We start from the raw sequence: 26,072 nt of genomic DNA on the forward strand, positions 1-26,072 counted from the left end.
CTGCGAGCCCCGCAGTCGCGAACGAAGGTGATGCAGGTGAGCGCGAGGAGTGAGCCGGGCCTGCGAGCCCCGCAGTCGCGAACGAAGGTGATGCAGGTGAGCGCGAGGAGTGAGCCGGGCCTGCGAGCCCCGCAGTCGCGAACGAAGGTGATGCAGTGATGTGGCGCGACCACCTGACCGAGATCATTGTCTTCACGGTGCTGTTCCTGCTGGTCAGCGCCATGGGCTTCGTCGCGGCCCGGTGGCGGGCGCCGAAGGACATGGCGCACCTCGACGAGTGGGGGCTGGGCGGGCGCAGCTTCGGCGGCTGGGTCACCTGGTTCCTGGTCGGCGGCGACCTGTACACCGCGTACACCTTCGTGGCGGTGCCGGCGCTGATGTTCGGTGCGGGTGCGGCCGGGTTCTTCGCCGTGCCGTACACGATCGTGATCTACCCGCTGGTGTTCCTGGTGCTGTGCCGGCTCTGGTCGGTCTCGCACCGGCACGGTTTCGTCACCCCGGCCGATTTCGTCCGCAGCCGGTTCGACTCGCCGGTGCTGGCGCTGCTCATCGCGATCACCGGCATCGTCGCCACCATGCCGTACATCGCGTTGCAGCTCGTCGGCATCGAGGCGGTGCTCAAGACCATGGGGGTGACCGGGGACAGCGCGGTGGCCCGGCACCTGCCGATCATCATCGCGTTCGCGATCCTGGCCGCGTACACGTACCAGTCGGGGCTGCGCGCGCCGGCGCTGATCGCGTTCGTGAAGGACACGCTGATCTACGTCGTGATCCTGGTGGCGGTGATCTGGCTGCCGCAGAAGCTGGGCGGCTGGGGCAGCATCTTCGACGCAGCCGAGGCGAAGTTCGCCGCGTCGCCGAACCCGAACGACGGGATCCTGCTCAACGCCAACAACCAGCTCCAGTACGTCACCCTGGCGCTCGGCTCGGCACTGGCGCTGTTCCTGTACCCGCACAGCATCACCGGCGTGCTGGCCAGCCGGAACCGGGACGTGATCAAGCGGAACATGTCGGCGCTGCCCGCGTACAGCCTGGTGTTGGGGTTGATCGCGCTGCTCGGCTTCATGGCCATCGCGGCGGGGGTGAAGCCGCTGCCCGGGGCGACCGCCGGCTCCGTGGACAGCAACACGGTGGTGCCGGTGCTGTTCGACCAGCAGTTCCCGGACTGGTTCGCCGGGGTCGCGTACGCGGCCATCGGCATCGGCGCGCTGGTGCCGGCGGCGATCATGTCGATCGCGGCGGCGAACCTGTTCACCCGCAACATCTACAAGGAGTACCTGAAGCGGGACGCCACCCCCGCCCAGGAGGCGAACGTCTCGAAGATCACCTCGCTGGTGGTGAAGGTCGGCGCGGTGGCCTGCATCGTCTTCCTCGACCCGCAGTTCTCCATCGACCTCCAGCTCATCGGCGGCGTGATCATTCTCCAGACGCTGCCGGCGGTGGCGCTGGGCCTCTACACCCGCTGGTTCCACCGGGGCGCGCTGGTCGCCGGCTGGGCGGCCGGCATGGGGCTGGGCATGTGGATGCTCTACCAGATCCCCAACCTGGCGACGAAGCGGGCGCACTTCGGCGGCTCGGCGTTCCCGCTGGGCGAATTCGGCCTGGACACCACGAAGACGATCTACGTCGGCATCGTGGCCGTGCTGGTGAACCTCGTGGTCGCCGCCCTGGTCACCCTGGCCCTGCGGGTTGCGAAGGTGGCCGAGGGCGCCGACGGCACCACCCCGGACGACTACTTCGCCGACGAGGGCGACCCGCGCGTCACCCCCGGTGCCGCCCGGGACGCGGACGCCGCCCCCGAACCCGTCGCCTGAGCGGCGCGGAAGGGCCCCAGGTCGACCTGGGGCCCTTCCGCGTGCCCACTCGGCCGGGATCAGCGGCGGGTGTGGTTCTCCAGGGCCTCGTTGAGCCGGGCGAGCAGGTCGGCGAGGGTGCCCCGGTCCCCGGGCGTCCAGTCGGCGAGGATGTCCCCGTAGAGCCGGGTGCGGGCCGCCCGCACGGCCTCCATCCGGTGCAGCCCCGCCGGGGTGGGGGAGATGACCGTGCCCCGGCCGTCGGTCGGGTCGGGGGACCGGGCGATCAGGGCGTCCCGCTGCATCGCCGATACCTGGCGGGTGACCGTGGAGCCGTCGAGGTTGAGCCGGGCGGCCAGCGCCGACACGTTCTGCGGCCCGGCCACGGCCAGGTGCCGCAGGATCACGTACGCCGCGCGGTCCAGCACCCGGTGCTCGGCGGTGCCGGTGGCCCGCCGGGTCGCCTCGCCGAGGCGCATCAGCATCGCCACCTCGGTCTCGATGCGCGCGAGGGCGGTCTCGTCCGGCCCGCTTCCCGTGGTGTGGTCGTCGCTCATGACTGCATGATACAACCGAATTGTCTGTATCATGCAGCTATGTGGGAGCGGGGTGGAGCAGACCGGCGTACCTCTCGGCGGTCGGCGAGCGTACTGACCCGCCGCTGAGCCCACGTCCTGCCGGCCCCGGTTGCGGCCTCAGCGCAGCGCGCGCCAGAGCAGGTACAGGCCGATGCCGGTGCCGAACACCACGATCAGCGTCTTCAGCACCACCGGAGGCAGCCGGCGGACCAGCCGCGCGCCCGCGTACCCGCCGACCAGGGTCGCCGGGGCGACCACCGCGACGGCGGCCCAGTTGATCGGGCCGAACAGCGCGAAGACCACCAGCGTGGTCAGCCCCACCGTGGCGGAGAGCAGGTTCTTGACCGCCGATACCCGGGCCAGCGTCGCGTCCAGCACCAGGGCCAGGCCGGCCACCAGCATCACCCCCAGCGCCGCGCCGAAGTAGCCGCCGTACACCGCGCCGACCGCGACCATGGCCTGCACCGTCACGGTACGACGGCGCGGCGTCAGGTCGGCCGGGTGCCCGACGAGGCGGCGCAGCGGATCCTGGAAGGCGAGCACGGCGGTGGCCCCGAGCACCAGGAACGGCACCGTCAGCTCGAACGCGCGGGCCGGGGTGGCCAGCAGCAGCAGGCAGCCGACGATCGCGCCGGCGACGGTGGTCGGCAGCAGCAGCCACAGCGCCCGCCCGCGCGGCAGGTCCGCCCGGCTGCCCGCCACGCTGGCCACGTACCCGGGAAAGACCGACACGGAGTTGGTCACGTTCGCCGGCACCGGCGGCAGGCCGATCGCGATCAGGGCCGGGAAGGTGATCAGCGAACCGCCCCCGGCCACCGCGTTCACCGTGCCCGCGGCGAGACCGGCGGTGACCAGGAGCGCAGCGCTGGAGAGATCCACGATCCCCGAGGCTAGTACGTACGGCCACCCCCGGCCCGGCCCCGGTCGTGCCGGCGGGCTCGGTGGCCACGGGGCCGGGGCCGATCCGGACCGGGCTGTACGCCGGGCTGGGCATCGTGACGATCGGCATCCCCTGGCCGATCGGCATCCCCTGCGCGAAGGCGGACACTCACCGACGGGTGCGCGCAATAGACGCGCACGCCCCGTCGTTAGGATGGGCGAGCGACGGACGAGTCGACCGGGCGGTCGCGTCGACGGGCTCCGGCCCGTCGCCGAGGAACGTCCGGACTCCACAGGGCAGGGTGGTTGTTAACGGCAACCCGGGGCGACCCGCGGGACAGTGCCACAGAAAACAGACCGCCGACCCCAACGGGGACGGTAAGGGTGAAACGGTGGGGTAAGAGCCCACCAGCATCCCGGGTGACCGGGATGGCTCGGTAAACCCCACCCGGAGCAAGGCCAAAATGGGCCATCACCGCGAGGTGACGGCCCAGCGCAGACGCTTGAGGGCTGCCCGCCCGATGTCTGCGGGTAGGCCGCACGAGCCTGCCGGCGACGGCAGGCCTAGATGGATGGCCGCCGCCGGCGCGGACCCCGCGAGGGGTACGCGCCGGGCACAGAATCCGGCGTACAGGTCGACTCGTCCGTCGCCCACCAGCTCAGAGCCGTGATCAAGGCTCTGAGCTGGTTCTATGTCCGGGTGTCGATGGTCGTTCATGGTCAGCATCGGCCGACGTTTGACGCCCTGGAGGACGCCCTGGAGACGCCCTGAGCGCGGGTTCAGTTGACCTTGCCTCGGGCCGGGCCGGCTGCCGCCGTCGTGAGGGCCTTTCCGGGGGCGGCGTTCGGTGGTTCCGGAGCGGGGCTGCCGGAAGCCCCGACCACAAGACCAGACCAGCCCCGCCGGCTTCCGTCACGGCCCCTCTGGGCCTGGTTCCTGCCTGCGGTGGTGCGGTGTCCCGGCGGCTGTCGGTGGCTCACCGCCCCGTCGGCGGGGCCGCCGTCAGGGGGCGGATGGCGTCATGATCGACAATCTGGTCAGGTTGGCAAGGCCGGCTGTTGGCGTAAGCTCCACCGTGGTCCCGCCTGCCGCCTTGTCCGCAGATGCTCGCCCGATCGTGACAGCGCCAACCTGATTGCTCCGCTGGGACGGATCCGGCATCAAGACACGGTTGGTCTGGTAAACCTCACCATCTGCGGGAATGCCTTCCATGACCAGCTTTCCGCCGGTGCCACGTACGGAACCCGGAACATTACTGATATTGGTGTACACCTGGCCAGCGAATCCGGTGCTGGTAACGAGGTCGACAGTGGCTTCACCTCGGACGGCATCGACTGCCGTTACGCGTCCGACCAGACCTTCGGCGACAACGGCTAGTTGCCCTTGCCGGACTGCCTGATCCTTCGGAAACGCCACGATAATCTGTTGGCCGTTCCTGCCGACTACCTCAGCGGGTACGGCCCGCGCGTCGCCGTTAACACCGTCCTCACCAGGTACCTCGAACACCTTCGTGAGGCTGGCGAACGGTCGCTTCGGCTTGGTGAACCCCGCGATCGTCGTCGTCTGCGCGGTCACAGCGATCGGGAATCGCTTTACAACAAGACGACTGGTAGGTCCGTCCGGTTCTTGTATCATTTCATCATCGACTGCGGTACTCGACACCCGCACCGCTGTCACGCCCGGCATGGCGAGGGCAATGGCATAGGTTTCCCCGGAGTCATTACTAACCACGCCGGCGGCTCCGGACAACCGAGGACTGACCAGACTTATCACCTGAGTCTCCAGCGGGTCGGGCGCTGGCCGATCAACCCGCATCCGCAAGGCGTCCGCCGCACCGGAATCACCGGTGAAGAACGCCAACCGCGCGTCGCCCTGCTTGTCGTATCCCTGCAGGACGACCACCGTCGAGCGCAGGCGTGGATGGCGCGTCGCGACAAGGGCCCGAACATCAGTGTGTGGGCCGGCCGAGTTGGTACGGTCCCAGACGCCGGTGGCCTCACGTACCAGGCCAGCGTCCACATCTCCCACCGGGGACCAGCCCAGAAACGGGCCATCCGGCGGCGGTGCAGCGAGTTGCGGTGTGGACCCGAATCCGACAACCCGAAACATCGTGACCAGCACCGCCAAGCAGATTGCAGCTGCGGCTCCGGCGGCGATACGCCGCCGCCCGCGACGCCGGTCTGCCCGCCGCATGATCTTGCCTTCATAGCCCTCGGTCGGTACCACCGACTCGGCCAGATCCGCCAGGCCGTCACGCAACTCGGTCGTGTTATGCATAGCGCACCTCTTGATCAGCAACAGGGTCGGCCTCAACCCACTGCTTACGCAGAGTCTGCAGACCCCTTGATGAAAGACTCTTGACCGTGCCAACCGAACAACCCAGTACGCGCGCCGTGTCCTGCTCGGACAGGTCCTCGTAGAAGCGCAGTACGACGGCGGCACGCTGTCGTGCTGGCAGCCCGTCCAACGCCCGGCGGAGCAAGTCCCGCTGTTCCACCCCCACGTACTCGTCGCGTGCCTGACTCTCCACCAGCCGACCCAAGGGCTGTTCCCACCAGGATCGGCGCCGCCTCCAGGTCACGAAGGTGTTGACTAGAATGCGCCGAACGTAGTGATCGACGCCTTCTGAGCGTTGCAGCCGAGACCACGCCACAACCGTCTTGGCCAACGTCGTCTGGACAAGATCCTCGGCTTTCCCTCGGTCTCCGCACAGCAGGAAGGCGGTCCGGAGTAGCGATCCGTAACGCGCCCGTACAAAGGCTGTCACCTCCTTATCCTCGCGATCATGCATCAGCCACCCGCACCCTCAGTTTCAATCTCACGGCCACTACTTACGTTCTCGACCCCAGCAAACGTTGCCGTGACTCCGGAACTTTTTGACGATCGATCATCTCGACCCTTGGGTCGGTGAGGGTGACGACCAGCCCGGTTTCCTCGGTCAGATCCCGGGCCTCGGTGGCGTGGCGGTCACTGCGGCGTCGGCGATCATGGCGGATCGCACTGCGCCTCGCCCCAGTGTCCGAGGCGGTTGCGGCCGTAGCGGACGTGGGCGCGCTCGCCCGGGTTGACCGGCCGGCCGTTGACGACCCGGAACGGGATGGCGGCTGCGGCCTGCCGGGTCGTGCTCCTCGATGACGGAGCCGACGCCCGGATGACCTCCGCCGACGGGGTGAACACCTTGCACGCAATGCTCGGCAACGCGGCGCTTGATTCCGCGATCGAGGCCCCGGTGCTCCGGCGGCTGATCGATGGAGGCGCTGATGTCAACGGTGTCGCCAAGGAGTTCGGCACGCCGTTGCAGGTGTTGTTTGTGCAGTTCAGGTACACCGACGAGATGCTGGCGCCGTTCTACGACGTCCTCTTCTCCTGCGGCGACCTGGACCTGCTGAGGATCGGCGCGTGCGACAAGTCGGCGTACGCCATGGCGGTGAAGCGCGGCGACAGGCGCTCCGGACCCGCATGGAGCAAGTACCTACGGGCCCGGTAGCCCCGACGGCTCGGCGACGGCCCACAGCGGTCGGGGCCGGGCTCCTGTTCCAGGTCAACGGGACCGAACCGTACGGCGGGTGACGTGGTGACACCCGGGGTGACCGTTTGGTTCCAAGGGGTGTGGGATTCGCTGGGTGACGACGTTCATCGCGTGGATGCTCCAGGCCCGCTGTAATTCTGGCAATCCGGATATTGGGGCCACGCGATGCCCTGTCGCGCGGCGGCAGGGCGGCGCCCCGGCAGTTTGCTGTCCGTTGCAAAACCCCAGGTCGGTGGCTACTGACTGTGAGTGTTTCGGCCGCGCGTCAGATGGACCATCGACTGTTCGTGTCGGGCCGCGGACTCTGTGCCGAACAAGCCGGGAGCGGGCGAGGGGTCGGGGTGCGGATGCGGGGGCTCGTCCCGGGCCGGGGGGCAGGGACACGATCCTGGCGGTATCGGCGTCTCCTGGTACGGTCGCGAGGTGAACGTCGAGGAGCATTGGTGGAACGGGGAGGCGACGCCGCGGGGACGTCGCGACATCTACATCCGTACTGATGGTCAGCGCTGGGAAGTTCAGGCGCAGATCGGTGGCGCGCAGGGCCGTTCGAAGGTGCTGGAGTGTTCCAGCCGCAGCTCGGCGAGCATCCTCGCCGGGGCTTGGCGCGGGAGCAGCCCGACCTGGCGCGAGCTGCCGCACTGAGTGTCATTTTCGTCAAACTGGCAGTAGCGGCAGTGGTCGGAGGCCGCACGCGGGGCGGCAGTCCGCAGGCGTGCGGCTGGCCGGCTGTGCGGCACGCAAAGCCGGGATCGTCGGCGTACCCGAGTGGCAGACGGCACTACCTGCCGTCGCTGTGAGCCACCGGCAACGGACGAACCGGCTCACCGGGTAGCCCCCCCGGGCACAGCCGGACGCGTGAGTGGAGGAGCCGAGCCGCCGTAGAAACCGGATCGGCAACCGGCATCGGGACTCGTAGTCTCACCGGGATGGGCGACGACGAGCGGGACCTGGTCCGACGAGGTTACGACGTGCTCTCCTACCACTACCGCGCGGACGATGCCGGCGACGGCCAGTACGCGCCCTGGCTCGTCGACCTGCACCAGCGCCTGCCGGCCTCGGCGGCGGTCCTCGACCTCGGCTGCGGCTGCGGCGTGCCGGTCGCCCGCTTCCTCGCCCACGCCGGGCACCAGGTCACGGGCGTCGACATCAGCGACGTGCAGGTCGAACGGGCCCGCCGTCTGGTGCCCACCGCCACCTTCCTGCGTGCGGACGCCACCCAGCTCGACCTGGCACCGGAGTCGTTCGACGCCGTGGTCTGCCTCTACGCCCTAATCCACATGCCCCTGCCCGACCAGCCGCGTCTGGCCGAGCGGATCGCGACGTGGCTACGCCCCGGCGGCTGGCTGCTGGCCACCGTCGGCCACGACGCGTGGACCGGCACCGAGGACGCCTGGCTCGGCGGTCCCGCCGCCATGTGGTGGAGCCAGGCGGACGCCCCCACCTACCGGTCCTGGCTGCGGCGGGCCGGACTGACGATCGCCGCGGAGGAATTCGTCCCCGAGGGCACCAGCGGACACACCCTGTTCTGGGCACGGCGACCGTGAGCTGATCGGGCGGGCCGGTCGTTCCGCGATCCGGGCAAAGTCCGCTGCGCGCCCCGCCGGCATCGGCACGTGACGCGTGCTCTCCGATCGTGACCTCCGCCGGCAGCGGGGTGGGGGTCGGGTGGTTGTTACGATCTTGCTGTGCCTCACCACCCCACCCCACCAGGCCGAATGCAGCCTGGCCCCTGGCGACCAGTCGACGGGGGAGCCGGCCGGCCGGGGCCGGCCCATCCCCATGCCCAGCCCCATCCCCATGCCCAGCCGCAGCCGTATCCGTATCCGTACGGCGTCGCTCAGGCCGGAGGCCCCCCGACCGGTCGCGTTCCGGTGGCGGGCGCATGGTCGGCCGGCAGGTCGGTCCGGAGGACCCTGCTGGTGGTGCTGCTCGGCCTGGCCGTCGTCGGGCTGAGTACCGCCGTCGCGTACGCCACGGTCGGTTGGCCGAAGGCGGTGCCGATCATCGCCGGCCTCGCCCTCTGCGTCGTCTTCGCGTCGGTCGTGGGTGTGTTGCACCGGGCGGCGTGGCTGGCCTTCCTCGCAATGGTTCCCGCCCTGTTCGTCCTCGTGGGGTCGGTGCAGCTCGCCCCCGAGGCGGTGCTGGAGGCGCGCGGCGTCCGTCAGCAGGTGACCATCGTCAACGTCGAGGTCGTCGGTAAGCGACACGCGTTCAATCTCCGGGGCGAGGACGGGCCGCTCGCCGAGCAAATGATCTATCGGGGCAGCAACCCGGGCTACCGGATCGGCGGCACCCTGGTCGTGCTCACCGATCCGGACGGGGTGGTGCCACTCCGGGACGCCGATCGGGTCGACTCCCGTGGGAGGCTGGTGGCGCTGACCTTCGGTGCCGTGGGCTGGACCGTCATCGCACTGCTCGCCGGCTGGCGCGGACACGTCCGCCGCCGCGAGGGCCGGTTCGAGACCCTGCTCGTCTAGCCGGGGACCTGTACCCGGGGGCCCGCTCGGCAGGCCGGCCGCCGGAAGGGCCGCGACGCCCCACACCGCCGGCCGCCGTCTGCCATCGCCCGAGACGGTGGTGGCACCTGCCAGCCCGGGTTCCGGCGGCCGGCAAGCGGCAGCTCAAGGACCTGTCCCGCTGCGAGTCAGCTCTTGCTGGTCGCCAGCTCGGCCAGCTGGTCGAAGGTCCGCACGAGGACCTCGCGCCGCTGTGCCCGGTACTCCGGGCCGGGCTCCAGGCCGTCGATCGCCTCGTCCCAGACGGCCAGGAACCGGGTCTTCCAGGCGGCGATGGTGGCCGGGTCGGGCAGGACGGCCCCGACGTAGTTCTGCCGCGCGATGAGGTGCAGCAGCTCCAGGTTGCAGGGCACCGCGACGCCCCAGTAGTCGTCCGGCTCGATCCCGGACGGGTCGCCGGCCATCGCCTCGGTGACCTCGGCGATCAGCCGGTTGGTCAGGTCCGACAGGTGGTCGGCCGCCGTGTCGTCGTCGAAGTTCCCACTGCCCCAGGTTCCCATGGTGTCCGCACCCTCTTCGCGCTCGAATCCGACCGGTATCGAAGCAGGTCCCACCGACGGTACTTTCGGACGCCCGTTGTCCCGTGCGACCCGGGCGACTCGCATAGGGTCGTGAGGTCGGGGCCCGGCCGTCCTCCCCAACCTCGGTACGTCGGGGCGGGCCGGACGCCCGGCGGCCGAACGGCGGCGTCTCGGGCAGCGACCGGGCTTGCCGACGAGGTCCGTCCCGAGGAGGATGGCACGATGCCGGACAGCGAACTCGAGGCCGAGCTGCTCGACGCCGAGCGGCGGCTTCAGGCCGCCCAACGGGCCGGGGACGTGGCCGCCTTCGACCGGCTGCTCGACGAGCGCCTGATCGCCTTCGGCCCGGACGGGAACAGGTTCACCAAGCAGGACGACCTGATCGCCCACCGCGACCGGACCTCCGTCATCGACGAGCTGGTGGAGGAAGAACTGGACCTGATCGTCGAGGGGACGACCGGGGTGACGTTCTTCCTGGGCCGGGTTACGGGGACCTTCGGTGGCGTCCCGGTCACGGCGAGGCTCCGGTACACCAGGACGTGGACGTACGGTGATCGCGGCTGGCGGATCCTGGCGGCCCACATCAGCCCGGCCTGAACGCGGCCCGGCCCACGGGACGGGGTCACTCGGTGGCGTCGACCGTCCGGGGCCGGTCGTCCTCGGCCGGGCGCGGCGCGACGATCTGCACGGACACCCCCGCGTTGCCGTTGTGCGTCTCGATCCAGGAGTCCAGCGCCGACCGGCAGGCGAGGTCCACATGCCGCAGGCCACACAGGTCCAGCCGTACGGTCCGGTCGGACGGGAGGTCGCCCAGCCTGGTGAGCAGGGTGGGCAGCCGCAGGAAGGTGGCGTTGCCGGAGATGGCGACATCAACGGGGCCGGGCCCGCGGTCACGAACGGTGACCCGCACGTGGGAGGTCTCCCACGCCGTCTTGACGATGGCCAGGCCGAGGCCGACGAGCACGCCGGTGAACATGTCCATGGTGAGGATGGCCGTGGCGGTCACGGCCAGCACCACAACCTCGCCCTGGTGCTGCCCCCGCCACAGCTGCGGCACCGCCCTTAGCGGCAGCAGCTTCACCCCGGCGTGGACGAGCACGGCGGCCAGCGCGGGCAGCGGGATCAGCCCGAGCAGGCCGGGCGCGGCGGCGGCGAACAGCAGCAGCCACACCCCGTGCAGCACCCGGGACGCCTTCGTCCGCGCGCCGGCCCGCACGTTCGCGGAGCTGCGTACGATGACCGCCGTCATCGGCAGCGCGCCGAGCAGGCCGCAAACGGTGTTGCCGGCGCCCTGCGCCACGAGTTCCCGGTCGAAGTCGGTGCGCGGGCCCTGGTGCAGCCGGTCGACCGCCGCCGCGCTGAACAGGCTCTCCGCCGAGGCGACCAGGGTGAACGTCGCGACGGTGGCGAGCACGCCGACGTCCGCCAACGTGCCCCAGTGCCCGAGCGAGGGCCGTACCGCCTCGATCAGGCCCTCGACGCTGATCGTGTCCACCGGCAGCCCGAGCACGGCGGTGGCCCCGGCCGCCCCGGCGACGGCGACCAGCGCGCCGGGAACCGTCCCCGGCCGGCCGGGCAGGGCGTCCCAGAGCACCATGATCACGATGGTGGCGACGCCGACGCAGAGCGAGACCTGCGCCGTGGTGGACGTGACGAGGTCGCCCACCAGGCCGGGCAGACCGGTGAACTTGCCCGGCCCGGTGTGCGGCGTGGCGGCGCTGGCCAGGACGTAGAGCTGCCCGACGATGAGCAGCAGGCCGATGCCGGCGAGCATGCCCTGCACCACGGCCACCGAGATGGCCCGGAACCAGCGGCCGAGCCGCAGCAGCCCCAGCCCGACCTGGAGCAGCCCGGCGACCAGCACGATCGTGCCGAGGCCGGCCAGGCCGTAGCGGTCCACGGCCTCGGCGACCAGCACGGTCAGCCCGGCCGCCGGGCCGCTGACCTGCATGCTGCTGCCGGGCATGAGCCCCACGAGCAGGCCGCCGACCACGCCGGTGACCAGGCCCAGTTCGGCGGGTACGCCGGAGGCGACGGCGATGCCGACGCAGAGCGGCAGCGCGACGAGGAATACGACGAGCGAGGCGGGCAGGTCGGCACGGAGGGTGCGCCAGGGCTGGGCGGGAAACGGCATGGTTCACTCCGGGATGCGATGGGGCGAGCAACGGAGGCGCGCCACCGTCGGCGTGTGGCCGGGCGCACCGCCGGCTTCGGTCGGCGGTACGGGTCGGTGGGGCGCACGTGGTCGACAGGTGTGCGGGGGCCGCTCCGGCCGTCGGGTCTGCGCCGTCGCCACCGCTGCCGCCCGCCCGGCAGTGGCTCGGGAAGGCGGTGGGTGGGCGGGTGCGGCCGGGACTCGCGGCGCGCGCCGGTCAGCAGCGCAGGACGCTCGACCGGATCGGGTCGGGGCCTGTGACCGTGCTCAGCGGACGCCCGTCGGCGATGTTGGCCCGGCGCAGCGGCGCGTCGGGCGGCGTGCTCGCCTCCTGGCCCACCGGGTCGCGGCGGTCGGTCGTCGGGTTGTTGCGCCCGGAACGGGTGAACGAGCCGCACGCCTTACCGTCGAAGTTCGCCACCACGGTCCGCTGCGGCGACTGCCCGGCCGGCGCGGCGAGGGTGGCCACGGGGAGGTGCGCTTCGAGCCGTACCGAATCGGCCCGCGACGCGACGCCCTCTCGCGTCGTGCGGACCGGCGGATCGGTGCGGGGCGGCGCGGCGCCCGACACCCGGGCGTGGGTCGTGGCGGGTCCGGGGAGCGCCGTGGCGAGGGCGAAGCCGAGATGCAACAGGAGCACGCAGGCGAGCAGCGGGGCGAGGGAGAGAAGTCTGCGCTGCACCGCTCACCCCCAGGCCGTGACGCGTGCCCGCGGGCATTCGCCCACGTCATGGGGATCAACCCGCCGTCGGGGGCGTCGGTTACGCCCGTTTCAGCAGGTGAACCGGGGTGCTATGGGGTCGGCGGGTGGAACGGCTCCCGGGCCGGGCCGGACTCCGCCCAGCACAGCCCGCCCCGGAACTCGACCCCGGGCACACCCTCGACGAGCACGCCAGGGTCCACGGCCGAGGCGAGGCACGAGGTGATGTCGGCCCGCAACTTTTCGACCGCCGTGTCGAGGTCGTCCTCCTCCTGCGACCAGTCGATGTCCGCGTCGCGCAGGTCGGCCACGGCGTACGCGACGAGCGCCTCGGGGTCGGTCACCACGACCTCCGCTCGGCAGTGGACCTGCAGGGTCAGGGGCGGGGCAGGGGTGTCTGTCACCCCGCCATTCTGCCCGCCGGCCGACGCGACCGCGCCCGTCCCGGCCTGACGCCGGACGCGGTGCGGCCCCGGAGCGAGCGGGCGCTCCGGGGCCGTACCAGGGGGGGTGGGAGGATCAGTTGGCGGGGGAGACGTACAGCAGGCGGTTCGGGGAGCCGGCGCCCGGGCTGCCCACCACGTTCGGGGTGGCGGTGGAGACCAGGTACGACGCCACCTGGGCCGGGGTCCAGGTCGGGTTGTTCTGCAGGACGCGGGCGGCGGCGCCGGCCACGTGCGGCGAGGCCATCGAGGTGCCGCTGATGGTGTTGGTCGCCGTGTCGCTGGTGTACCAGGCGGACAGGACGCTGGTGCCCGGCGCGAAGATGTCCACGCAGGTGCCGTAGTTCGAGTACGACGCGCGGGCGTCGTTGCTCTGCGTCGCGCCGACGGTGATGGCGCTGGCCACGGAGGCCGGCGAGTAGTTGCAGGCGTTGGCGTTGGAGTTGCCGGCGGCCACCGCGTAGGTGACGCCGTCGGCGACGGAGTTCGCCACGGCGGTGTTGAGCGACGAGTTGAGCCCGCCGCCGAGGCTCATGTTCGCCACCGCCGGCTGGCCGGCCTGGTGGTTGGAGGTCACCCAGTTGACCCCGGCGATGACGCCGGCGGTGGTGCCGCTGCCGGCGCAGTCGAGCACCCGCACGGCCACCAGCCGGACGCTCTTGGCGACGCCGTAGGTCGAGCCGCCGACGGTGCCGGCGACGTGGGTGCCGTGGCCGTTGCAGTCGGCGGCCGGCAGGGCGTTGTCGACCGCGTCGTAGCCGTCGACGGCCCGCCCGCCGAAGTTGGTGTGGGTGGTCCGGATACCGGTGTCGACGATGTACGCGGTGACGCCGGACCCGGTGCTGGTGTAGCTGTAGGCGCTGTTCAGCGGGAGGTTGGTCTGGTCGATCCGGTCCAGGCCCCACGGCGGGTTGGCCTGGGTGGTCTGGAGGGTGACCTCGTGGTTCTGCTCGACCCAGGCGACCGCCGGGTCGGCGGCCAGCCGCTTGGCGGCGGCCTCGGACAGCCGCGCCTCGAAGCCGTTGAGCGCCTCGCCGTACACCTGGGCGACGTCGCCACCGTAGCGCTTCGCGAGCTTGTCCGCGGAGCTGGAGACGGCGGCGACCCGGGTGCCGGCCTTGCCGCCGACGGCGGCGTCGTTCAGCACGACGATGTAGCTGGAGGGGACGGCGGTGGCACCGCCGGCGGCGCGGATCTCACCGGTCGTCGGTGCCGCGGTGGCCGGGCCGCCGATCATGGCCGTGGCCATCGCCGATACGGTCAGCACGCCGAGGGCAGCGACCTTGCGGGGGAGCGTCATCTGTCGGTCTCCTCTGTCGTCGACCGCGTCGGAGCTGGTCGTACGCGGTCCCGAGATCGTGATGACAGGCTATCGACAGATCCATGAATGGCTATATATCAGTAAGGTCATAGCACCGCGCGCAGCCCGTCGAGGACGGTCCGCTGGAAGGTCCGCGCGGCCTGGCCGCCCGGCGGCGGGCCGCCGTGCCGGGCGGCGATCGCCCGCTCGATCAGCGCCGCCTCGGGATGCCCCCGCTCCACCAGCCGCCGTCCGGCCGCGACCTTGGGCAGCCACACCCCGTCGCGGCAGCGCACCAGTGAGCGGCAGGCGCCGAGCACGGCGTCCTCGGCGCCGGCCGCCGGCGCGTCGCCGGGCGGCGTCGGCAGCGCGAGCCACCAGGTCAGCGCGTCCACCAGCAGCCGGCGCAGGTCGGCCGGCGTCAGGTCGGCGAACGTCTCCACCGCCGGGGGCCCGGCCAGGGCCAGCCCGCCGGAGTGCAGGATGCTGCGGTCCAGCCCGTACCAGAACCGGCCGTCCGCCGCCGTCCGCCCGTCGCCGGACCAGGTCACCCGGAACGGCATCCGGGCGCCGGTGTTCAGCTCGACCTCGAAGCCCGGCTCCGGGGTGCCGGATCGGGCCACCTCCCGCCGGTAGACGACCAGTTCCAACCCGCGCGCGGGGCAGGGCAGCGCCTCGTGCCGCAGCCGGGCCACCAGCTCCCGCTTGCGCCCGTCGGTCAGGGCGTGCGCGCAGACCAGCGCCACGTCGATGTCGCTGCGCCCCGCCTGGTACGCGCCGAGGGCGACCGAGCCGGCCGCGTACGCACCCACCAGGTCGGCGGCGCCGAGCACGTCGCGGGCCGCCCCGACCAGGTCAGCCAGGTACCGCCGTACGTCCGGGTCCATGCCGCATTGTGGCGTGCCGGCCCGGGGCGGGTGGCCCCGGGCCGCCACGAGCGGTTGCGGCGTCGGCACGGCCGGACCGTGGCGGCGCCCCGCCCGCGTGCTCCCGGTCCGGTCAGTTCGCCGGCGGGCGCCGGGTCACTGCTCCCGGTCCGGTCAGTTCGGCGGCGGGCGCCGGGTCACCGTGCCCGGGAGGTCGGCGTCACGCCGTCGAGCAGGGCGGCGAGCCGCTCGGCCACCGGCGGGGCGTGCAGGTGCAGCCGGGCCACGTTGATGGTGTCGCTCCCGACCACGGCGAGCAGCGCCTGCGCGCTGACCGCGTAGACGCTCAGGTAGCCGAGCGCGTTGCGGACCGTGGACTGGTGGAAGTCGCCCTGCCCCAGCCGCAGGCCGACCTGACGACCCAGGCCGTACGTGGTCGCCGCGAGCGCCGCCAGGTCGCTCGGGTCGACGTCGGTCTGCATGTTGTGGGTGATCATCAGACCGTCCACCCCGCCCAGCACGCAGCCGTGCACCCCGGGGATCTCCAACCGCAGCTCGGCCAGCGCCTGACCGATCTGCGGGTACGGCAGCGTCGGATTCCCCGCGAGCGACGGCGGGAGCGACCGGGGTGGTGGCATCCCCTCGGGCGGCCGGGCGGTGCGGCGGGGGAGAGCCGTCCCGGTGTTGTCCAGTCCGCTCACAACTCCAGGCTCTCCTCGATCATGCGTAGCTGGTGACGGGCCATCGCCAGGTTGGCCCGGCTCTTGCTCACCATCAGGTAGAGGAAGAGCCCCTTGCCGGTGCGGCTGGTCACCGGCCGGATCAGGTGGTACTGGCCGCCGAGCGTGATGAGGATGTCCTCGATCTCGTCGTCGAGCTTCAGCATCTCGATGGTGCGCATCTTGGCGCGTACCACGTCGGTGTTGCCGGCGGCGGCGACGGTCAGGTCGATCTCTCCGGTGCCGCCGGCCACGCCGAGCGTCATGCCGCTGTTGTAGTCGACGAGCGCCACCCCGATCGCCCCGTCGATACTCATCGCGCTCTTCAGCGCGATGTCAAGATTCGCCACAGTTCTTCTCCCCAGCTATGGCTGGCCGGCGCCACCGTCTCCGTGCCGAGGGTGACCCCGTGATGACAGGTGGCGCGACGCAGTGAAAATGCTCCGACGAGGCTCGCACACGGGCGGTCCCGGCGCACACGGAGGTCGTCGCATCGACCTGAGCGGACAAAGCTCCTGGTCCCGCCAGTCCCGTAAGTGGGACGCTCCGACGGATGGTTGATCCCGGGTCCAGCTGATATGAAGTTCCCCAGGTCAATCGGCTCCTCCGAGGTCACCGGCCGGTCAGCCGGTCGAACTGACCGCAGGTCGGCCGGAAAGCGAGCCGGTACGTCCGGCGCGGCACGGCAGACGCACCCGGTCCGGCGGGTTTCGCGGTTCCGGCCCGGCCGCTGACCAGCACGTCTACTGTGGAAGCCGCTACCGGTTCTGGTTGAACCGGTGGCGGTCGGGCGGTTCGCGGTGCACAGTGATCCCATGAGCGACAGCGGAAGTGGTGGGCACTACTACTGGTGCACCCGACACCACCGGGTCGAGACCGATGCCGACGTCTGCGCGGCGCGGCACGTGCTCGGACCGTACGCCTCGGCATCCGACGCGGAGAACGCCCTGCAGCAGGTGCGGGAGCGTAACGACGCGTGGGAGGCCGAGGACGCCCGTTGGGCCGGGGAGGACAGATAAGCGGCGCGGGACCGTCCGCGCCGAGGAACTCCGTGCCCCGCGAGGAGGCACGCGAGCGCATGTCCCCAAGGAGGGAACCCAGATGGCCGAAGCACAGAAGGCCACCACCCGCCCGGCCGCCGAACGTACGCCCGCGAAGAAGACCGCCACGGCCGGGCGGGCCGCGGGCGGGACCCGTGCCACGGCCGCGCGCCCCTCGGGGACGGCCGGCGCGGCGGCCCGGGGGTCGACCGTGACCAAGGCGTCCCCCAACGCCTCCGGTGCCGGGGCGGGCCGGGTGCCGGCGAAGGCGGCGGTCGCGAGGAAGGCCGCCACGACGAAGATCGTCACGCGTAAGGCCCCGGCCTCGAAGACCACGGCGAAGAAGGCCCCGGCGAAGAAGACCCCGGCCACCAGGACCACGGCGAAGAAGGCCCCCGCCGCCGCGGGCACGGCGAAGAAGACGACCGCCGCCGCGGGCACGGCGGCGAAGCGGACCACCGCAGCCGCAGGCACCGCGACGAAGGCCGCGGCGACGAAGACCGCGGCGAAGACCGCGGCGGCGAAGGCCACCGCTGCCGCGAGGACCACCGCGAAGAAGGCGCCGGCGGCGAGGAAGACGGGCACGGCGGCGAAGAAGACGACCACCGCCGCCGCCAGGAAGGCCCCGGCGAAGAAGACCACCGCCGCGACGAAGGCCGCCTCGACCCGGCCCACCGGCGGCGCCCGCAAGGCCGCCGCGAAGAAGGCCCCGGCGAAGAAGGCGACGGCCACCTCGTCGAGCACCACCCGCAAGGCGGCGGCGAAGAAGGCCCCGGCGAAGACCACGGCGAAGAAGACCACGGCCCGGACGGCGGCGCCCCGGACGGCGGCGGCCCGCGCGAGCGCGCCGCGCGGCACCCGGGCGACGGCCCGCAAGTCCACCGGCTGAGCATCGCCGCCCGCCGCTGACCGCCCGTCGCCGGCCCGCCATCCGCACCGGTACGCGGCCCGGGCGGCGGGTCCGCGGGGGTGCCGGGAAGCGGATCACCCGTGTCAGGATTGACCCCGTGGTGATCCGACGCGTACTGGCACCCCGCATCGACTTCGGCGCGCTGCGCCGCGAGCTGGGCCTGCCCGAGCAGTTCCCGCCCGCGGCGCAGCGCGAGGCCGAGGCGGCGGCAGCCGCCCCGCCCCGCGCCGCCGCCGACCGCACCGACATCCCGTTCGTCACCGTCGACCCGGCCACCTCGCGGGACCTCGACCAGGCGATGCACCTCGCCCGCCGCCCCGGCGGCGGCTTCCGGGTCCGGTACGCGATCGCGGACGTCGCCGCGCACGTGCGTCCCGGCGGCGCGCTGGAGGAGGAGACCTGGCGGCGGGGGCAGACCGTGTACCTGCCCGACGGCAACGTGCCCCTGCACCCGCACACCCTGAGTGAGGGCGCGGCCAGCCTGCTGCCGGGCCAAGACCGGGCGGCCGTGGTGTGGACCGTCGACCTCGACCCCGACGGCGGCACGGTCGCCGTCACGCTGGAACGCGCCCTGGTGCGCAGCCGCGCCAAGCTGGACTACGCGGGCGTCCAGGCCGACGCCGACGCCGGGCGGCTGCCCGAGCCGATCGCCCTGCTGCCCGAGATCGGCGCCCTGCTCACCGCGCGCGGACTGCGCCGGGGCGCGGTGAACCTGCCGCTGCCGGAGCAGGACGTCGAGGCGGACGGCGACGGCTGGCGGCTGGTGCTGCGCGGGCCGGTGCCGATGGAGGACCACAACGCCCAGATCTCCCTGCTCACCGGGATGGCCGCCGCCGACCTCATGCTGGCCGGCGGGATCGGGCTGCTGCGCACCATGCCGGCGCCGAAGCCGGAGGCGGTGGCCCGGCTGCGCACCGCGGCCACCGCGCTCGGCGTCGACTGGCCGGCCGGTGTGGGCGTGGGCGAGGTGCTCGCCGGCCTGGACGCCTCGAAGCCCCGGGCGGCGGCGTTCGTCGACCAGGCGGCCGAGCTGATGCGCGGTGCCGCGTACACGGCGTTCGACGGCGTGCCGCCCGAGCGGCCGGAGCACGGCGGGGTCGCCGCCGCGTACGCCCACGTCACCGCGCCGCTGCGCCGGCTGGCCGACCGGTACGCCACCGAGGTCTGCCTGGCCCTGCACGAGGGGCGGGCGGTGCCCGACTGGGCCCGGGCCGCGCTGCCGAAGCTGCCGGAGGCGATGGCCGCGACCGACCGGACCGCCGGCGCGGCCACCCGGGGCGCGGTCGAGCTGGCCGAGGCGGTGCTGCTGGAGCACCGGGTCGGCGAGACGTTCGACGCGGCGGTGCTCGACGTGGACACCCCGCCGAACGACCAGCCGAAGCCGGGCCGGCAGCCCGGCGGCACGGTGGCCCTGGACTCCCCGCCGGTGCGGGCCCGCTGCACGGGCGAGCTGCCGCTGGGGGAACGGGTCCGGGTCCGGCTGGTCACCGCCGACCCGGTCGCCCGGAAGGTCCTGTTCGCGCTGGCCTGAGCGCACCCCACCGGCCGTTCCAGCGAAGATTCTCACAGCGGTGGGCGTCCCCGGCGCGGCGGGCCGTTTGCGAGGATGGGCGCATGGCATACGACGCGAGCAGGCAGCCCGACGTGTCCGGGCTGACCGTCGGGATCATCGGCGGCACCGGCGACCAGGGCCGGGGCCTGGCGTACCGGTTCGCCCGGGCCGGGCAGACCGTGCTGATCGGCTCCCGGTTCGCCGAGCGGGCCGCGCAGGCCGCCGAGGAGATCGCCGCCATGCCCGGGGTGCCGTCCGGCGCGACCGTCACCGGCGGCGACAACGACGAGGTGGCCCGCCGCAGCGACGTCGTGGTGATCGCCGTGCCGTGGGACGGTCACGCCGTCACCGTCGCCGCCCTCGCGCAGCCGCTCGCCGGCAAGATCGTCATCGACTGCGTGAACCCGCTCGGCTTCGACAAGCAGGGCCCGTACGCGCTGCCCGTCGCGGAGGGCAGCGCCGTCCAGCAGGCCGCCGGGCTGCTGCCCGACTCCCGGGTCTGCGCCGCGTTCAACCACGTCAGCGCGCCGCTGCTGGCCGACCCGGAGATCGACCGGATCGACCTCGACGTGCTGATCTGCACCGAGGACCGCGAGTTGGTGGACGTCGTGGGGGCGCTCGCGGCCCGCATCCCCGGCATGCGCGGGATCTACGCCGGCCGGCTGCGCAACGCCCACCAGATCGAGGCGTTCACCGCCAACCTGATCGCCATCAACAAGCGCTACAAGTCGCACGCCGGCATCCGCGTCACCGACCTCTGAGTCGCCGGGGCGGGAGACGCCGAGGTCGAACATCCCCCGACTGTGGACGCGGCGGCCGTGCGGTGGGCACCCGCCGGGCGCCCACCGCAACCGCGTACCGGTCAGAAGGTGTGCTCGGCGGCGGGGAACTCGCCGCCGCGGACCTCGTCGGCGAACCGGCGGGTGGCGTCGGTCAGCGCGCCGGCCAGGTCGGCGTAGCGCTTCACGAAGCGCGGGGCCCTCCCGGTGCGCAGGCCGGCCATGTCCTGCCAGACCAGCACCTGCGCGTCGGTGTCCGGGCCGGCCCCGATGCCGACGGTCGGGATCGGCAGCTCCGCGGTGATCCGCCCGGCGACCTCGCCCGGCACCATCTCCAGCACCATCGCGAACGCGCCCGCCTCGGTCACCGCCCGCGCGTCGGCGAGCACGTCGTCGGCCGCGTCGCCCCGCCCCTGCACCCGGTACCCGCCGAGGGTGTGCTCGCGCTGCGGGGTGAAGCCGATGTGCGCCATCACCGGGATGCCGGCGTCGACGATCGCGGCGATCTGCGCCTCGCAGCGCCGGCCGCCCTCCAGCTTCACCGCGTGGCAGCCGCCCTCCTTCATGAACCGCACCGCGGTGCGCAGCGCCTGCGTCGGCCCCTCCTCGTACGAGCCGAACGGCAGGTCGCCGACGATCAGCGCCTGCCGGGTGGCCCGCACCACCGCGCGGACCAGCGGCAACAGCTCGTCGACGGTCACCGGCAGCGTCGTCTCGTAGCCGAAGACGTTGTTCGCCGCCGAGTCGCCGACCAGCAGCGCCGGGATGCCGGCGGCGTCGAAGATCGACGCCGTGTACTGGTCGTACGAGGTCAGCATCGACCACCGCTCGCCGCGCTCCTTGGCGGCGAGCAGGTCGCGGGTGCGGACCCGCCGGGTGGCCGGGCCGCCGTACAGCGCCGTCACCTCGGTCGGGGTGGACTCCACCATGACTGTCTCCTTCCTCGAGGCCGCCTTCGCGGTCCCCGGGTTCCGCCGCGATCGTCGCACCGGGCGGGCGGCGGCGGGAGGAGACAGTGCAGGATCTCACTCCCCGGCGGCGGCGCGGGTCGGCCGCCGGGCAACCGGCGTACCCCGCCGGATCAGCGGTCCTCGCGCCAGCGGTTGGTGATCGGCAGCCGGCGGTCCCGCCCGAACGCCTTCATCGAGATCTTCGTGCCGGGCGCCGACTGCCGGCGCTTGTACTCGGCGGTGTCCACCATCCGCAGCACCCGCTCGACGACCGCCGGGTCGTGGCCGGACTCGACGAGCCCGGCCCGGCCGAGGTCGCCGTCGACGTACCCGATCAGGATCGGGTCGAGCACGTCGTAGTCGGGCAGCGTGTCGCTGTCGAGCTGGCCGGGGCTCAGCTCGGCGCTCGGCGGCTTGCCGATCGAGTTCTCCGGGATCGGCGGCGTCTCGCCCCGGCGGGCGGCGTCCGCGTTGCGCCACTTCGCGAGCCGCCAGACCAGCGTCTTCCACACGTCCTTGATCGGGTTGAACCCGCCGACCGAGTCGCCGTACAGGGTGGAGTAGCCGACCGCCAGCTCGCTCTTGTTGCCGGTGGTGAGGACGAGGTGGCCCTCCTGGTTCGACAGTGCCATCAGCAGCACCCCGCGCACCCGGGCCTGGAGGTTCTCCACCGCCACCCCGGACAGCGACAGGTTCGCCAGGTAGGTGTCCACCATCGGTTGGACCGGCTGCACCCGGTAGTCCAGCCCGGTGCGCTTGGCCAGGTCCTCCGCGTCGGAGCGGGAGTGTTCCGAGGAGTGCTGGCTGGGCATCGACACCCCGACCACCCGGTCCGGGCCGAGCGCGTCGACCGAGAGGGCCGCCACCACCGCCGAGTCGATGCCGCCGGAGAGCCCGAGCACCACCGACGGGAACCGGTTCTTGTCGACGTAGTCGCGCAGGCCCAGCACCAGCGCCTGCCACACCTCGGCCTCGTCGGCCGCCGGCTCGATGATCCCGCCGACCGCCACCTCGCCCGGGGCCGGCGGCAGCAGGTCGCTGACCTCGGCGCGCTCGATCCGCATCCCGCCTTCCAGCTCCCCGGCGCCGCCGACCGGCTCCGGTGCCGCCGGCAGCTCGACGTCGTGCAGCAGCAGGTGCTCGACGAACTGGGGGGCGCGGGTCAGCAGCGTCCCGTCCGCGCCCACGATCATCGAGTCGCCCTCGAAGACCAGCTCGTCCTGCGCGCCGACCATGTTGACGTACGCCACGGTGGCGCCCGCCTCGGCGGCCCGGCGGCGCACCAGCGGCAGCCGGACGTCGTCCTTGTTCAGCTCGTACGGCGAGCCGTTGATGGTGACCACCAGGCCCACCCCGGCCTGCCGGGCCACCGCGAACGGGCCGCCGGCCTGCCACAGGTCCTCGCAGATGGTCAGCGCTACGTCCACCCCGCCGACCCGCACCACGGTCAGCGTGTCGCCGGGGACGAAGTAGCGATCCTCGTCGAACACGCCGTAGTTGGGCAGGTGGTGCTTGAAGTAGGTGGCCACCACCTCGCCACGGTGCAGCACGGCGGCGGCGTTGCGGGCCCCGTGGCCCGGCTGGGCGTCGGCGCTGACCTGCGGTGGGCCGTCCGCGTCCAGGTAGCCGACCAGCACCGGCAGCTCCCCGAGGCCGTCGGCGGCCAGGTCGGCGGCGAGGCGGCGCAGCGCGGCCTGGGACGCGGCGACGAAGGACCGACGGAAGATCAAATCCTCGACCGGGTACCCGGTCAGCGTCATCTCCGGGAACAGGACGAGCTGGGCGCCCGCGTCGGCGGCCCGCCGGGTCCACCGGCGGACCAGACCGGCATTGCCGTCGAGGTCGCCGACGGTCGGATTGACCTGGGACAGGGCGAGGCGCAGGGTGGGCATGCCCTCATCTTGCCTCAGCCGGACGGGCCCGACACGGCGGGCGGCCGGGAGACGGCGGCAACCGGCCCGGGCGTCCCGGGCCCCGTGGGGGCAGGTCCGCCGGCCCGCCCGCCAGGTGGCGGGACACGACAGGACGCGCCCCGGAAAGGTCGCGTAACGTCTGCGTAAAGGACCCGGTGGAGACTGGGCGGTAAGCCCGGCCGGTGATGGGTAACAGTGTCGCGAGGGGTGGAAGTGGACCGTCAGCAGGAGTTCGTCCTCCGTACGCTGGAAGAGCGGGACATCCGGTTCGTCCGGCTGTGGTTCACCGACGTGCTGGGCACCCTCAAGAGCGTCTCGGTCGCGCCCGCCGAACTGGAGGCGGCCTTCGAGGAGGGCATCGGGTTCGACGGCTCGGCGATCGAGGGCTTCGCCCGGGTCTTCGAGTCCGACATGGTGGCCATGCCCGACCCGACCACCTTCCAGGTGTTCCCCTTCGAGGGCGGGGTGAGCGGCGAGAGCGCCCGGATGTTCTGCGACATCCTGCTCCCCGACGGCGGCCCGTCCTGGGCCGACCCCCGGCACGTGCTGCGCCGGATGCTGTCCAAGGCCGCCGAGAAGGGCTTCACCTTCTACACCCACCCGGAGATCGAGTTCTTCCTGCTGGAGAACGGCCCGCAGGACGGCTCGGTGCCCGTCCCGGTCGACACCGGCGGCTACTTCGAGCACACCACCCACGCGGTGGCCCGGGACTTCCGCCGCCAGGCCGTGCTGGCCCTGGAGCGGATCGGCATCTCGGTGGAGTTCAGTCACCACGAGGTCGCCCCCGGCCAGCAGGAGATCGACCTGCGTTACGCCGACGCGCTGACCACCGCCGACAACATCATGACCTTCCGGCACGTGGTCAAGGAGGTGGCCCTCTCCACCGGGGTGCAGGCCAGCTTCATGCCGAAGCCGTTCACCGACCAGCCGGGCAGCGGCATGCACACCCACCTGTCGCTGTTCGAGGGGGAGCGCAACGCGTTTCACGACAGCGGCGACCCGATGAAGCTGTCGAAGGTGGCGAAGTCGTTCATCGCCGGGCTGCTCACGCACGCCCGGGAGTACACGGCGGTCACCAACCAGTGGGTCAACTCGTACAAGCGGCTCTTCCCGCAGGCGCTGCCGGACCGGATCACCGAGAGCCCCGCGTACGTCTGCTGGGGGCACCTGAACCGGTCCGCGTTGGTCCGCGTCCCTGCGTACGGCAAGCCGAACTCGGCCCGGGTCGAGGTCCGCTCGCTGGACTCGGCCACCAACCCCTACCTGGCCTTCGCGATGCTGCTCGGTGCCGGCCTCAAGGGCATCGAGGAGGGCTACGAGCTGCCCCCGGGCGCCGAGGACGACGTCTGGTCCCTGAGCAGCGCCGAGCGCCGCGCCATGGGGTACGAGGCGCTGCCGGAGAACCTGTCCGAGGCGATCGACGTGATGGCCGGCTCCGAGCTGGTCGCCGAGGTGCTCGGCGAGCACGTCTTCGACTTCTTCCTGCGCAACAAGCGGGCCGAGTGGGAGCAGTACCGCCGCGAGGTCACCCCGTACGAGCGGCAGCGCTACCTGTCGCTGTAGGGCTCACCGCCGACGCGGGCCGCCGGGGGTTGCGGCGGGCCGCTATCGTCTCGATCACCGCGCCGGCACCCCCGCCGGGCGGTAGGTGGTCGGGAGGCAGTCGGTGCTGGAGGACCTGCTCAGCGGAGCCTGGCAGAGCGTCGTGTTCGGGGTCGTCGGGGTGGGTCTGATGGCGGCCGGCTTCGGCCTGGTCGACCTGCTCACCCCGGGGAAGCTGCGCGACCTGATCTGGGTGCGGCGCAACACCAACGCCGGGCTGCTGCTCGCCGCGAACCAGCTCGGCATCGCCGGGATCGTGTTCACCGCGATCCTCACCAGCTACAGCGACTTCGCCAAGGGGCTGGCTTCCACGGTGATCTTCGGGCTGATCGGCCTGCTGGTCATGGCGCTGGCCTTCTTCGTGCTGGACCTGCTCACCCCGGGCCGGCTCGGTGAGGTCATCTGCTCCGACGAGCCGCACCCGGCGGCCTGGGTCAGCGCCGCCACCCACTTCGGGGCCGCGCTGATCGTCTGCGCCTGCATCGCCTGACGCGGCCCGGCCTCGCCCCGTCCGGCCCGGCCTCGTCGTACCCGGCGGCTAGCCTGCGGGCGTGAACCGGACGGACCGCCTCTACGCCCTGGTCGAGGAGCTGCGGGCGGTGTCGCCCCGGCCGCGCAGCGCCCGCTGGCTCGCCCACCGCTTCGAGGTCAGCTCGCGCACCATCGAGCGCGACATCGGCGCGTTGCAGCAGGCCGGGGTGCCGATCTGGGCGGAGACCGGCCGCACCGGCGGCTACGTGGTCGACCGCGCGCACACCCTGCCGCCGGTCAACCTCACCGCCGCCGAGGCGGTGGCGATGGCCGTGGCGCTGCACCGCCTCGGCGGCGGCCCGTTCACCGAGGCGGGCACCACAGCCCTGCGCAAGCTGCTCGCGGTGATGCCGCCCGCCGACGCCGCCGAGGCCCGCCGGCTCGCCGGCCGGGTGCACCTCATCGGCGGTGGGCCCGCCGCGCCCGTCCCGGCCGCCGTCGCCGGCGCGGTCACCGCCCGCCGGGTGCTGCGCCTCGGGTACGCCGACCGGGCCGGGGCCGCCACCGAGCGGGTCGTGGAGCCGCTGGGCTTCCTCGGCAACCCCTGGCACTGGTATCTGTTGGCCTGGTGCCGGCTGCGCGACGGCCTGCGCGCGTTCCGGGTGGACCGGATCGGCTCGGTGACCACGCTGCCGGAGCCGGTCACCCGGGAACTGCGCCCCGGCGAGCTGGACATTCCACAGCACATCGTCCGCCAGCTCACCCTGGCCTGAGCCGGCGACGGCCGGGTTCGGACCCGCGACCGCCGGGCGGCGGGGGATCGGCGGCGGGGCGGGACACCGCCGGACGGGCCGG

General features: G+C 72.6%; 27 protein-coding genes and 1 other RNA gene. 14 read left to right on the plus strand and 14 right to left on the minus strand.

Annotated features, from left to right (window positions below; genetic code table 11):
- Positions 1-158: 158 nt before the first annotated feature.
- Entirely contained in the window at positions 159-1,814 is a 1,656-nt protein-coding gene (gene mctP / locus ABT023_RS07300) for a monocarboxylate uptake permease MctP (RefSeq protein WP_350882670.1), read from the plus strand.
- 59 nt (positions 1,815-1,873) lie between these two features.
- Here mctP and ABT023_RS07305 read toward each other — a convergent pair whose 3' ends face one another.
- Positions 1,874-2,350, minus strand: a complete 477-nt coding sequence (locus ABT023_RS07305; RefSeq protein WP_350882671.1) for a MarR family winged helix-turn-helix transcriptional regulator — start codon at positions 2,348-2,350, stop codon at positions 1,874-1,876.
- Between the two features lie 138 nt (positions 2,351-2,488).
- Entirely contained in the window at positions 2,489-3,250 is a 762-nt protein-coding gene (locus ABT023_RS07310; protein WP_350882672.1) for a sulfite exporter TauE/SafE family protein, read from the minus strand.
- Positions 3,251-3,480: 230 nt separating this feature from the next.
- On the opposite strand from ABT023_RS07310, the gene rnpB reads away from it, so the two are divergent.
- An RNA gene (gene rnpB / locus ABT023_RS07315) (RNase P RNA component class A) lies at positions 3,481-3,897 on the plus strand.
- 356 nt (positions 3,898-4,253) lie between these two features.
- On the opposite strand, the gene ABT023_RS07320 is transcribed toward rnpB, so the two are convergent.
- Both ABT023_RS07320 and ABT023_RS07325 read right to left on the minus strand, forming a co-directional pair.
- Entirely contained in the window at positions 4,254-5,528 is a 1,275-nt protein-coding gene (locus ABT023_RS07320) for an MreC domain-containing protein (protein WP_350882674.1), read from the minus strand.
- Positions 5,521-6,042 carry a SigE family RNA polymerase sigma factor gene (locus ABT023_RS07325; RefSeq protein WP_350882676.1) on the minus strand — a complete coding sequence of 174 codons (522 nt, stop codon included), beginning with the start codon at positions 6,040-6,042 and terminating at the stop codon, positions 5,521-5,523. The genes ABT023_RS07320 and ABT023_RS07325 overlap by 8 nt, the downstream gene beginning before the upstream one ends.
- 330 nt (positions 6,043-6,372) lie before the next feature.
- On the opposite strand from ABT023_RS07325, the gene ABT023_RS07335 reads away from it, so the two are divergent.
- From ABT023_RS07335 to ABT023_RS07350, 4 genes are all read left to right on the plus strand, one after another.
- The gene (locus ABT023_RS07335; protein ID WP_350882956.1) at positions 6,373-6,738 is read left to right on the plus strand and encodes a hypothetical protein; all 366 of its coding nucleotides are present in this window, start codon (positions 6,373-6,375) and stop codon (positions 6,736-6,738) included.
- Positions 6,739-7,203: 465 nt separating this feature from the next.
- Entirely contained in the window at positions 7,204-7,422 is a 219-nt protein-coding gene (locus tag ABT023_RS07340; protein WP_350882678.1) for a hypothetical protein, read from the plus strand.
- A gap of 284 nt (positions 7,423-7,706) precedes the next feature.
- Positions 7,707-8,324: a class I SAM-dependent methyltransferase gene (locus ABT023_RS07345; RefSeq protein WP_350882680.1), complete on the plus strand. Its 618-nt coding sequence runs from the start codon at positions 7,707-7,709 to the stop codon at positions 8,322-8,324.
- 327 nt (positions 8,325-8,651) lie between these two features.
- On the plus strand, positions 8,652-9,257 hold the full coding sequence (locus tag ABT023_RS07350; protein WP_350882682.1) for a hypothetical protein: 606 nt from the start codon (positions 8,652-8,654) through the stop codon (positions 9,255-9,257).
- Between the two features lie 167 nt (positions 9,258-9,424).
- Here ABT023_RS07350 and ABT023_RS07355 read toward each other — a convergent pair whose 3' ends face one another.
- On the minus strand, positions 9,425-9,796 hold the full coding sequence (locus ABT023_RS07355) for a DUF4259 domain-containing protein (protein ID WP_350882684.1): 372 nt from the start codon (positions 9,794-9,796) through the stop codon (positions 9,425-9,427).
- Between the two features lie 243 nt (positions 9,797-10,039).
- Here ABT023_RS07355 and ABT023_RS07360 point away from each other — a divergent pair, with 243 nt between their 5' ends.
- Complete coding sequence (locus tag ABT023_RS07360) at positions 10,040-10,414, plus strand: nuclear transport factor 2 family protein (RefSeq protein WP_350882686.1); 375 nt, start codon at positions 10,040-10,042, stop codon at positions 10,412-10,414.
- Positions 10,415-10,439: 25 nt separating this feature from the next.
- On the opposite strand, the gene ABT023_RS07365 is transcribed toward ABT023_RS07360, so the two are convergent.
- From ABT023_RS07365 to ABT023_RS07395, 7 genes are all read right to left on the minus strand, one after another.
- A complete protein-coding gene (locus ABT023_RS07365) occupies positions 10,440-11,951 on the minus strand; it encodes a SulP family inorganic anion transporter (protein WP_350882688.1) in 1,512 nt (503 codons plus the stop codon).
- Positions 11,952-12,189: 238 nt separating this feature from the next.
- Positions 12,190-12,654: a hypothetical protein gene (locus tag ABT023_RS07370; protein ID WP_350882690.1), complete on the minus strand. Its 465-nt coding sequence runs from the start codon at positions 12,652-12,654 to the stop codon at positions 12,190-12,192.
- A gap of 110 nt (positions 12,655-12,764) precedes the next feature.
- The gene (locus tag ABT023_RS07375) at positions 12,765-13,076 is read right to left on the minus strand and encodes a hypothetical protein (RefSeq protein ID WP_350882692.1); all 312 of its coding nucleotides are present in this window, start codon (positions 13,074-13,076) and stop codon (positions 12,765-12,767) included.
- 115 nt (positions 13,077-13,191) lie between these two features.
- Positions 13,192-14,415: a S8 family peptidase gene (locus ABT023_RS07380; protein WP_350882694.1), complete on the minus strand. Its 1,224-nt coding sequence runs from the start codon at positions 14,413-14,415 to the stop codon at positions 13,192-13,194.
- Positions 14,416-14,522: 107 nt separating this feature from the next.
- Positions 14,523-15,371 carry a nucleotidyltransferase domain-containing protein gene (locus tag ABT023_RS07385; protein ID WP_350882696.1) on the minus strand — a complete coding sequence of 283 codons (849 nt, stop codon included), beginning with the start codon at positions 15,369-15,371 and terminating at the stop codon, positions 14,523-14,525.
- 107 nt (positions 15,372-15,478) lie between these two features.
- The gene (locus ABT023_RS07390; protein ID WP_350882698.1) at positions 15,479-15,982 is read right to left on the minus strand and encodes a roadblock/LC7 domain-containing protein; all 504 of its coding nucleotides are present in this window, start codon (positions 15,980-15,982) and stop codon (positions 15,479-15,481) included.
- Positions 15,979-16,350, minus strand: a complete 372-nt coding sequence (locus tag ABT023_RS07395; protein ID WP_350882700.1) for a hypothetical protein — start codon at positions 16,348-16,350, stop codon at positions 15,979-15,981. The genes ABT023_RS07390 and ABT023_RS07395 overlap by 4 nt, the downstream gene beginning before the upstream one ends.
- A gap of 465 nt (positions 16,351-16,815) precedes the next feature.
- Here ABT023_RS07395 and ABT023_RS07400 point away from each other — a divergent pair, with 465 nt between their 5' ends.
- The 4 genes from ABT023_RS07400 (at position 16,816) to npdG (ending at position 20,263) form a co-directional block, all read left to right on the plus strand.
- The gene (locus ABT023_RS07400) at positions 16,816-17,019 is read left to right on the plus strand and encodes a hypothetical protein (RefSeq protein ID WP_350882702.1); all 204 of its coding nucleotides are present in this window, start codon (positions 16,816-16,818) and stop codon (positions 17,017-17,019) included.
- Positions 17,020-17,101: 82 nt separating this feature from the next.
- A complete protein-coding gene (locus tag ABT023_RS07405; protein ID WP_350882704.1) occupies positions 17,102-17,929 on the plus strand; it encodes a histone in 828 nt (275 codons plus the stop codon).
- 118 nt (positions 17,930-18,047) lie between these two features.
- On the plus strand, positions 18,048-19,481 hold the full coding sequence (locus tag ABT023_RS07410; protein WP_350882706.1) for an RNB domain-containing ribonuclease: 1,434 nt from the start codon (positions 18,048-18,050) through the stop codon (positions 19,479-19,481).
- An 83-nt stretch (positions 19,482-19,564) separates the two neighbouring features.
- Positions 19,565-20,263 carry an NADPH-dependent F420 reductase gene (gene npdG, locus ABT023_RS07415; protein ID WP_350882708.1) on the plus strand — a complete coding sequence of 233 codons (699 nt, stop codon included), beginning with the start codon at positions 19,565-19,567 and terminating at the stop codon, positions 20,261-20,263.
- 101 nt (positions 20,264-20,364) lie between these two features.
- Here npdG and panB read toward each other — a convergent pair whose 3' ends face one another.
- Both panB and ABT023_RS07425 read right to left on the minus strand, forming a co-directional pair.
- The gene (panB, locus tag ABT023_RS07420) at positions 20,365-21,210 is read right to left on the minus strand and encodes a 3-methyl-2-oxobutanoate hydroxymethyltransferase (protein ID WP_350882710.1); all 846 of its coding nucleotides are present in this window, start codon (positions 21,208-21,210) and stop codon (positions 20,365-20,367) included.
- A 152-nt stretch (positions 21,211-21,362) separates the two neighbouring features.
- Entirely contained in the window at positions 21,363-23,123 is a 1,761-nt protein-coding gene (locus tag ABT023_RS07425; protein ID WP_350882712.1) for an NAD+ synthase, read from the minus strand.
- Positions 23,124-23,357: 234 nt separating this feature from the next.
- On the opposite strand from ABT023_RS07425, the gene glnA reads away from it, so the two are divergent.
- The 3 genes from glnA to ABT023_RS07440 all read left to right on the plus strand — a co-directional run bounded on the left by glnA (position 23,358) and on the right by ABT023_RS07440 (position 25,990).
- Positions 23,358-24,707: a type I glutamate--ammonia ligase gene (gene glnA / locus ABT023_RS07430; RefSeq protein ID WP_350882714.1), complete on the plus strand. Its 1,350-nt coding sequence runs from the start codon at positions 23,358-23,360 to the stop codon at positions 24,705-24,707.
- Between the two features lie 103 nt (positions 24,708-24,810).
- Positions 24,811-25,236: a DUF350 domain-containing protein gene (locus tag ABT023_RS07435; protein WP_350882716.1), complete on the plus strand. Its 426-nt coding sequence runs from the start codon at positions 24,811-24,813 to the stop codon at positions 25,234-25,236.
- Between the two features lie 61 nt (positions 25,237-25,297).
- On the plus strand, positions 25,298-25,990 hold the full coding sequence (locus ABT023_RS07440; RefSeq protein ID WP_350882718.1) for a helix-turn-helix transcriptional regulator: 693 nt from the start codon (positions 25,298-25,300) through the stop codon (positions 25,988-25,990).
- The last annotated feature ends 82 nt before the right edge of the window (positions 25,991-26,072 follow it).

The organism is Micromonospora sp. NPDC002296, assembly GCF_040296145.1.
Classification (GTDB): domain Bacteria; phylum Actinomycetota; class Actinomycetes; order Mycobacteriales; family Micromonosporaceae; genus Micromonospora.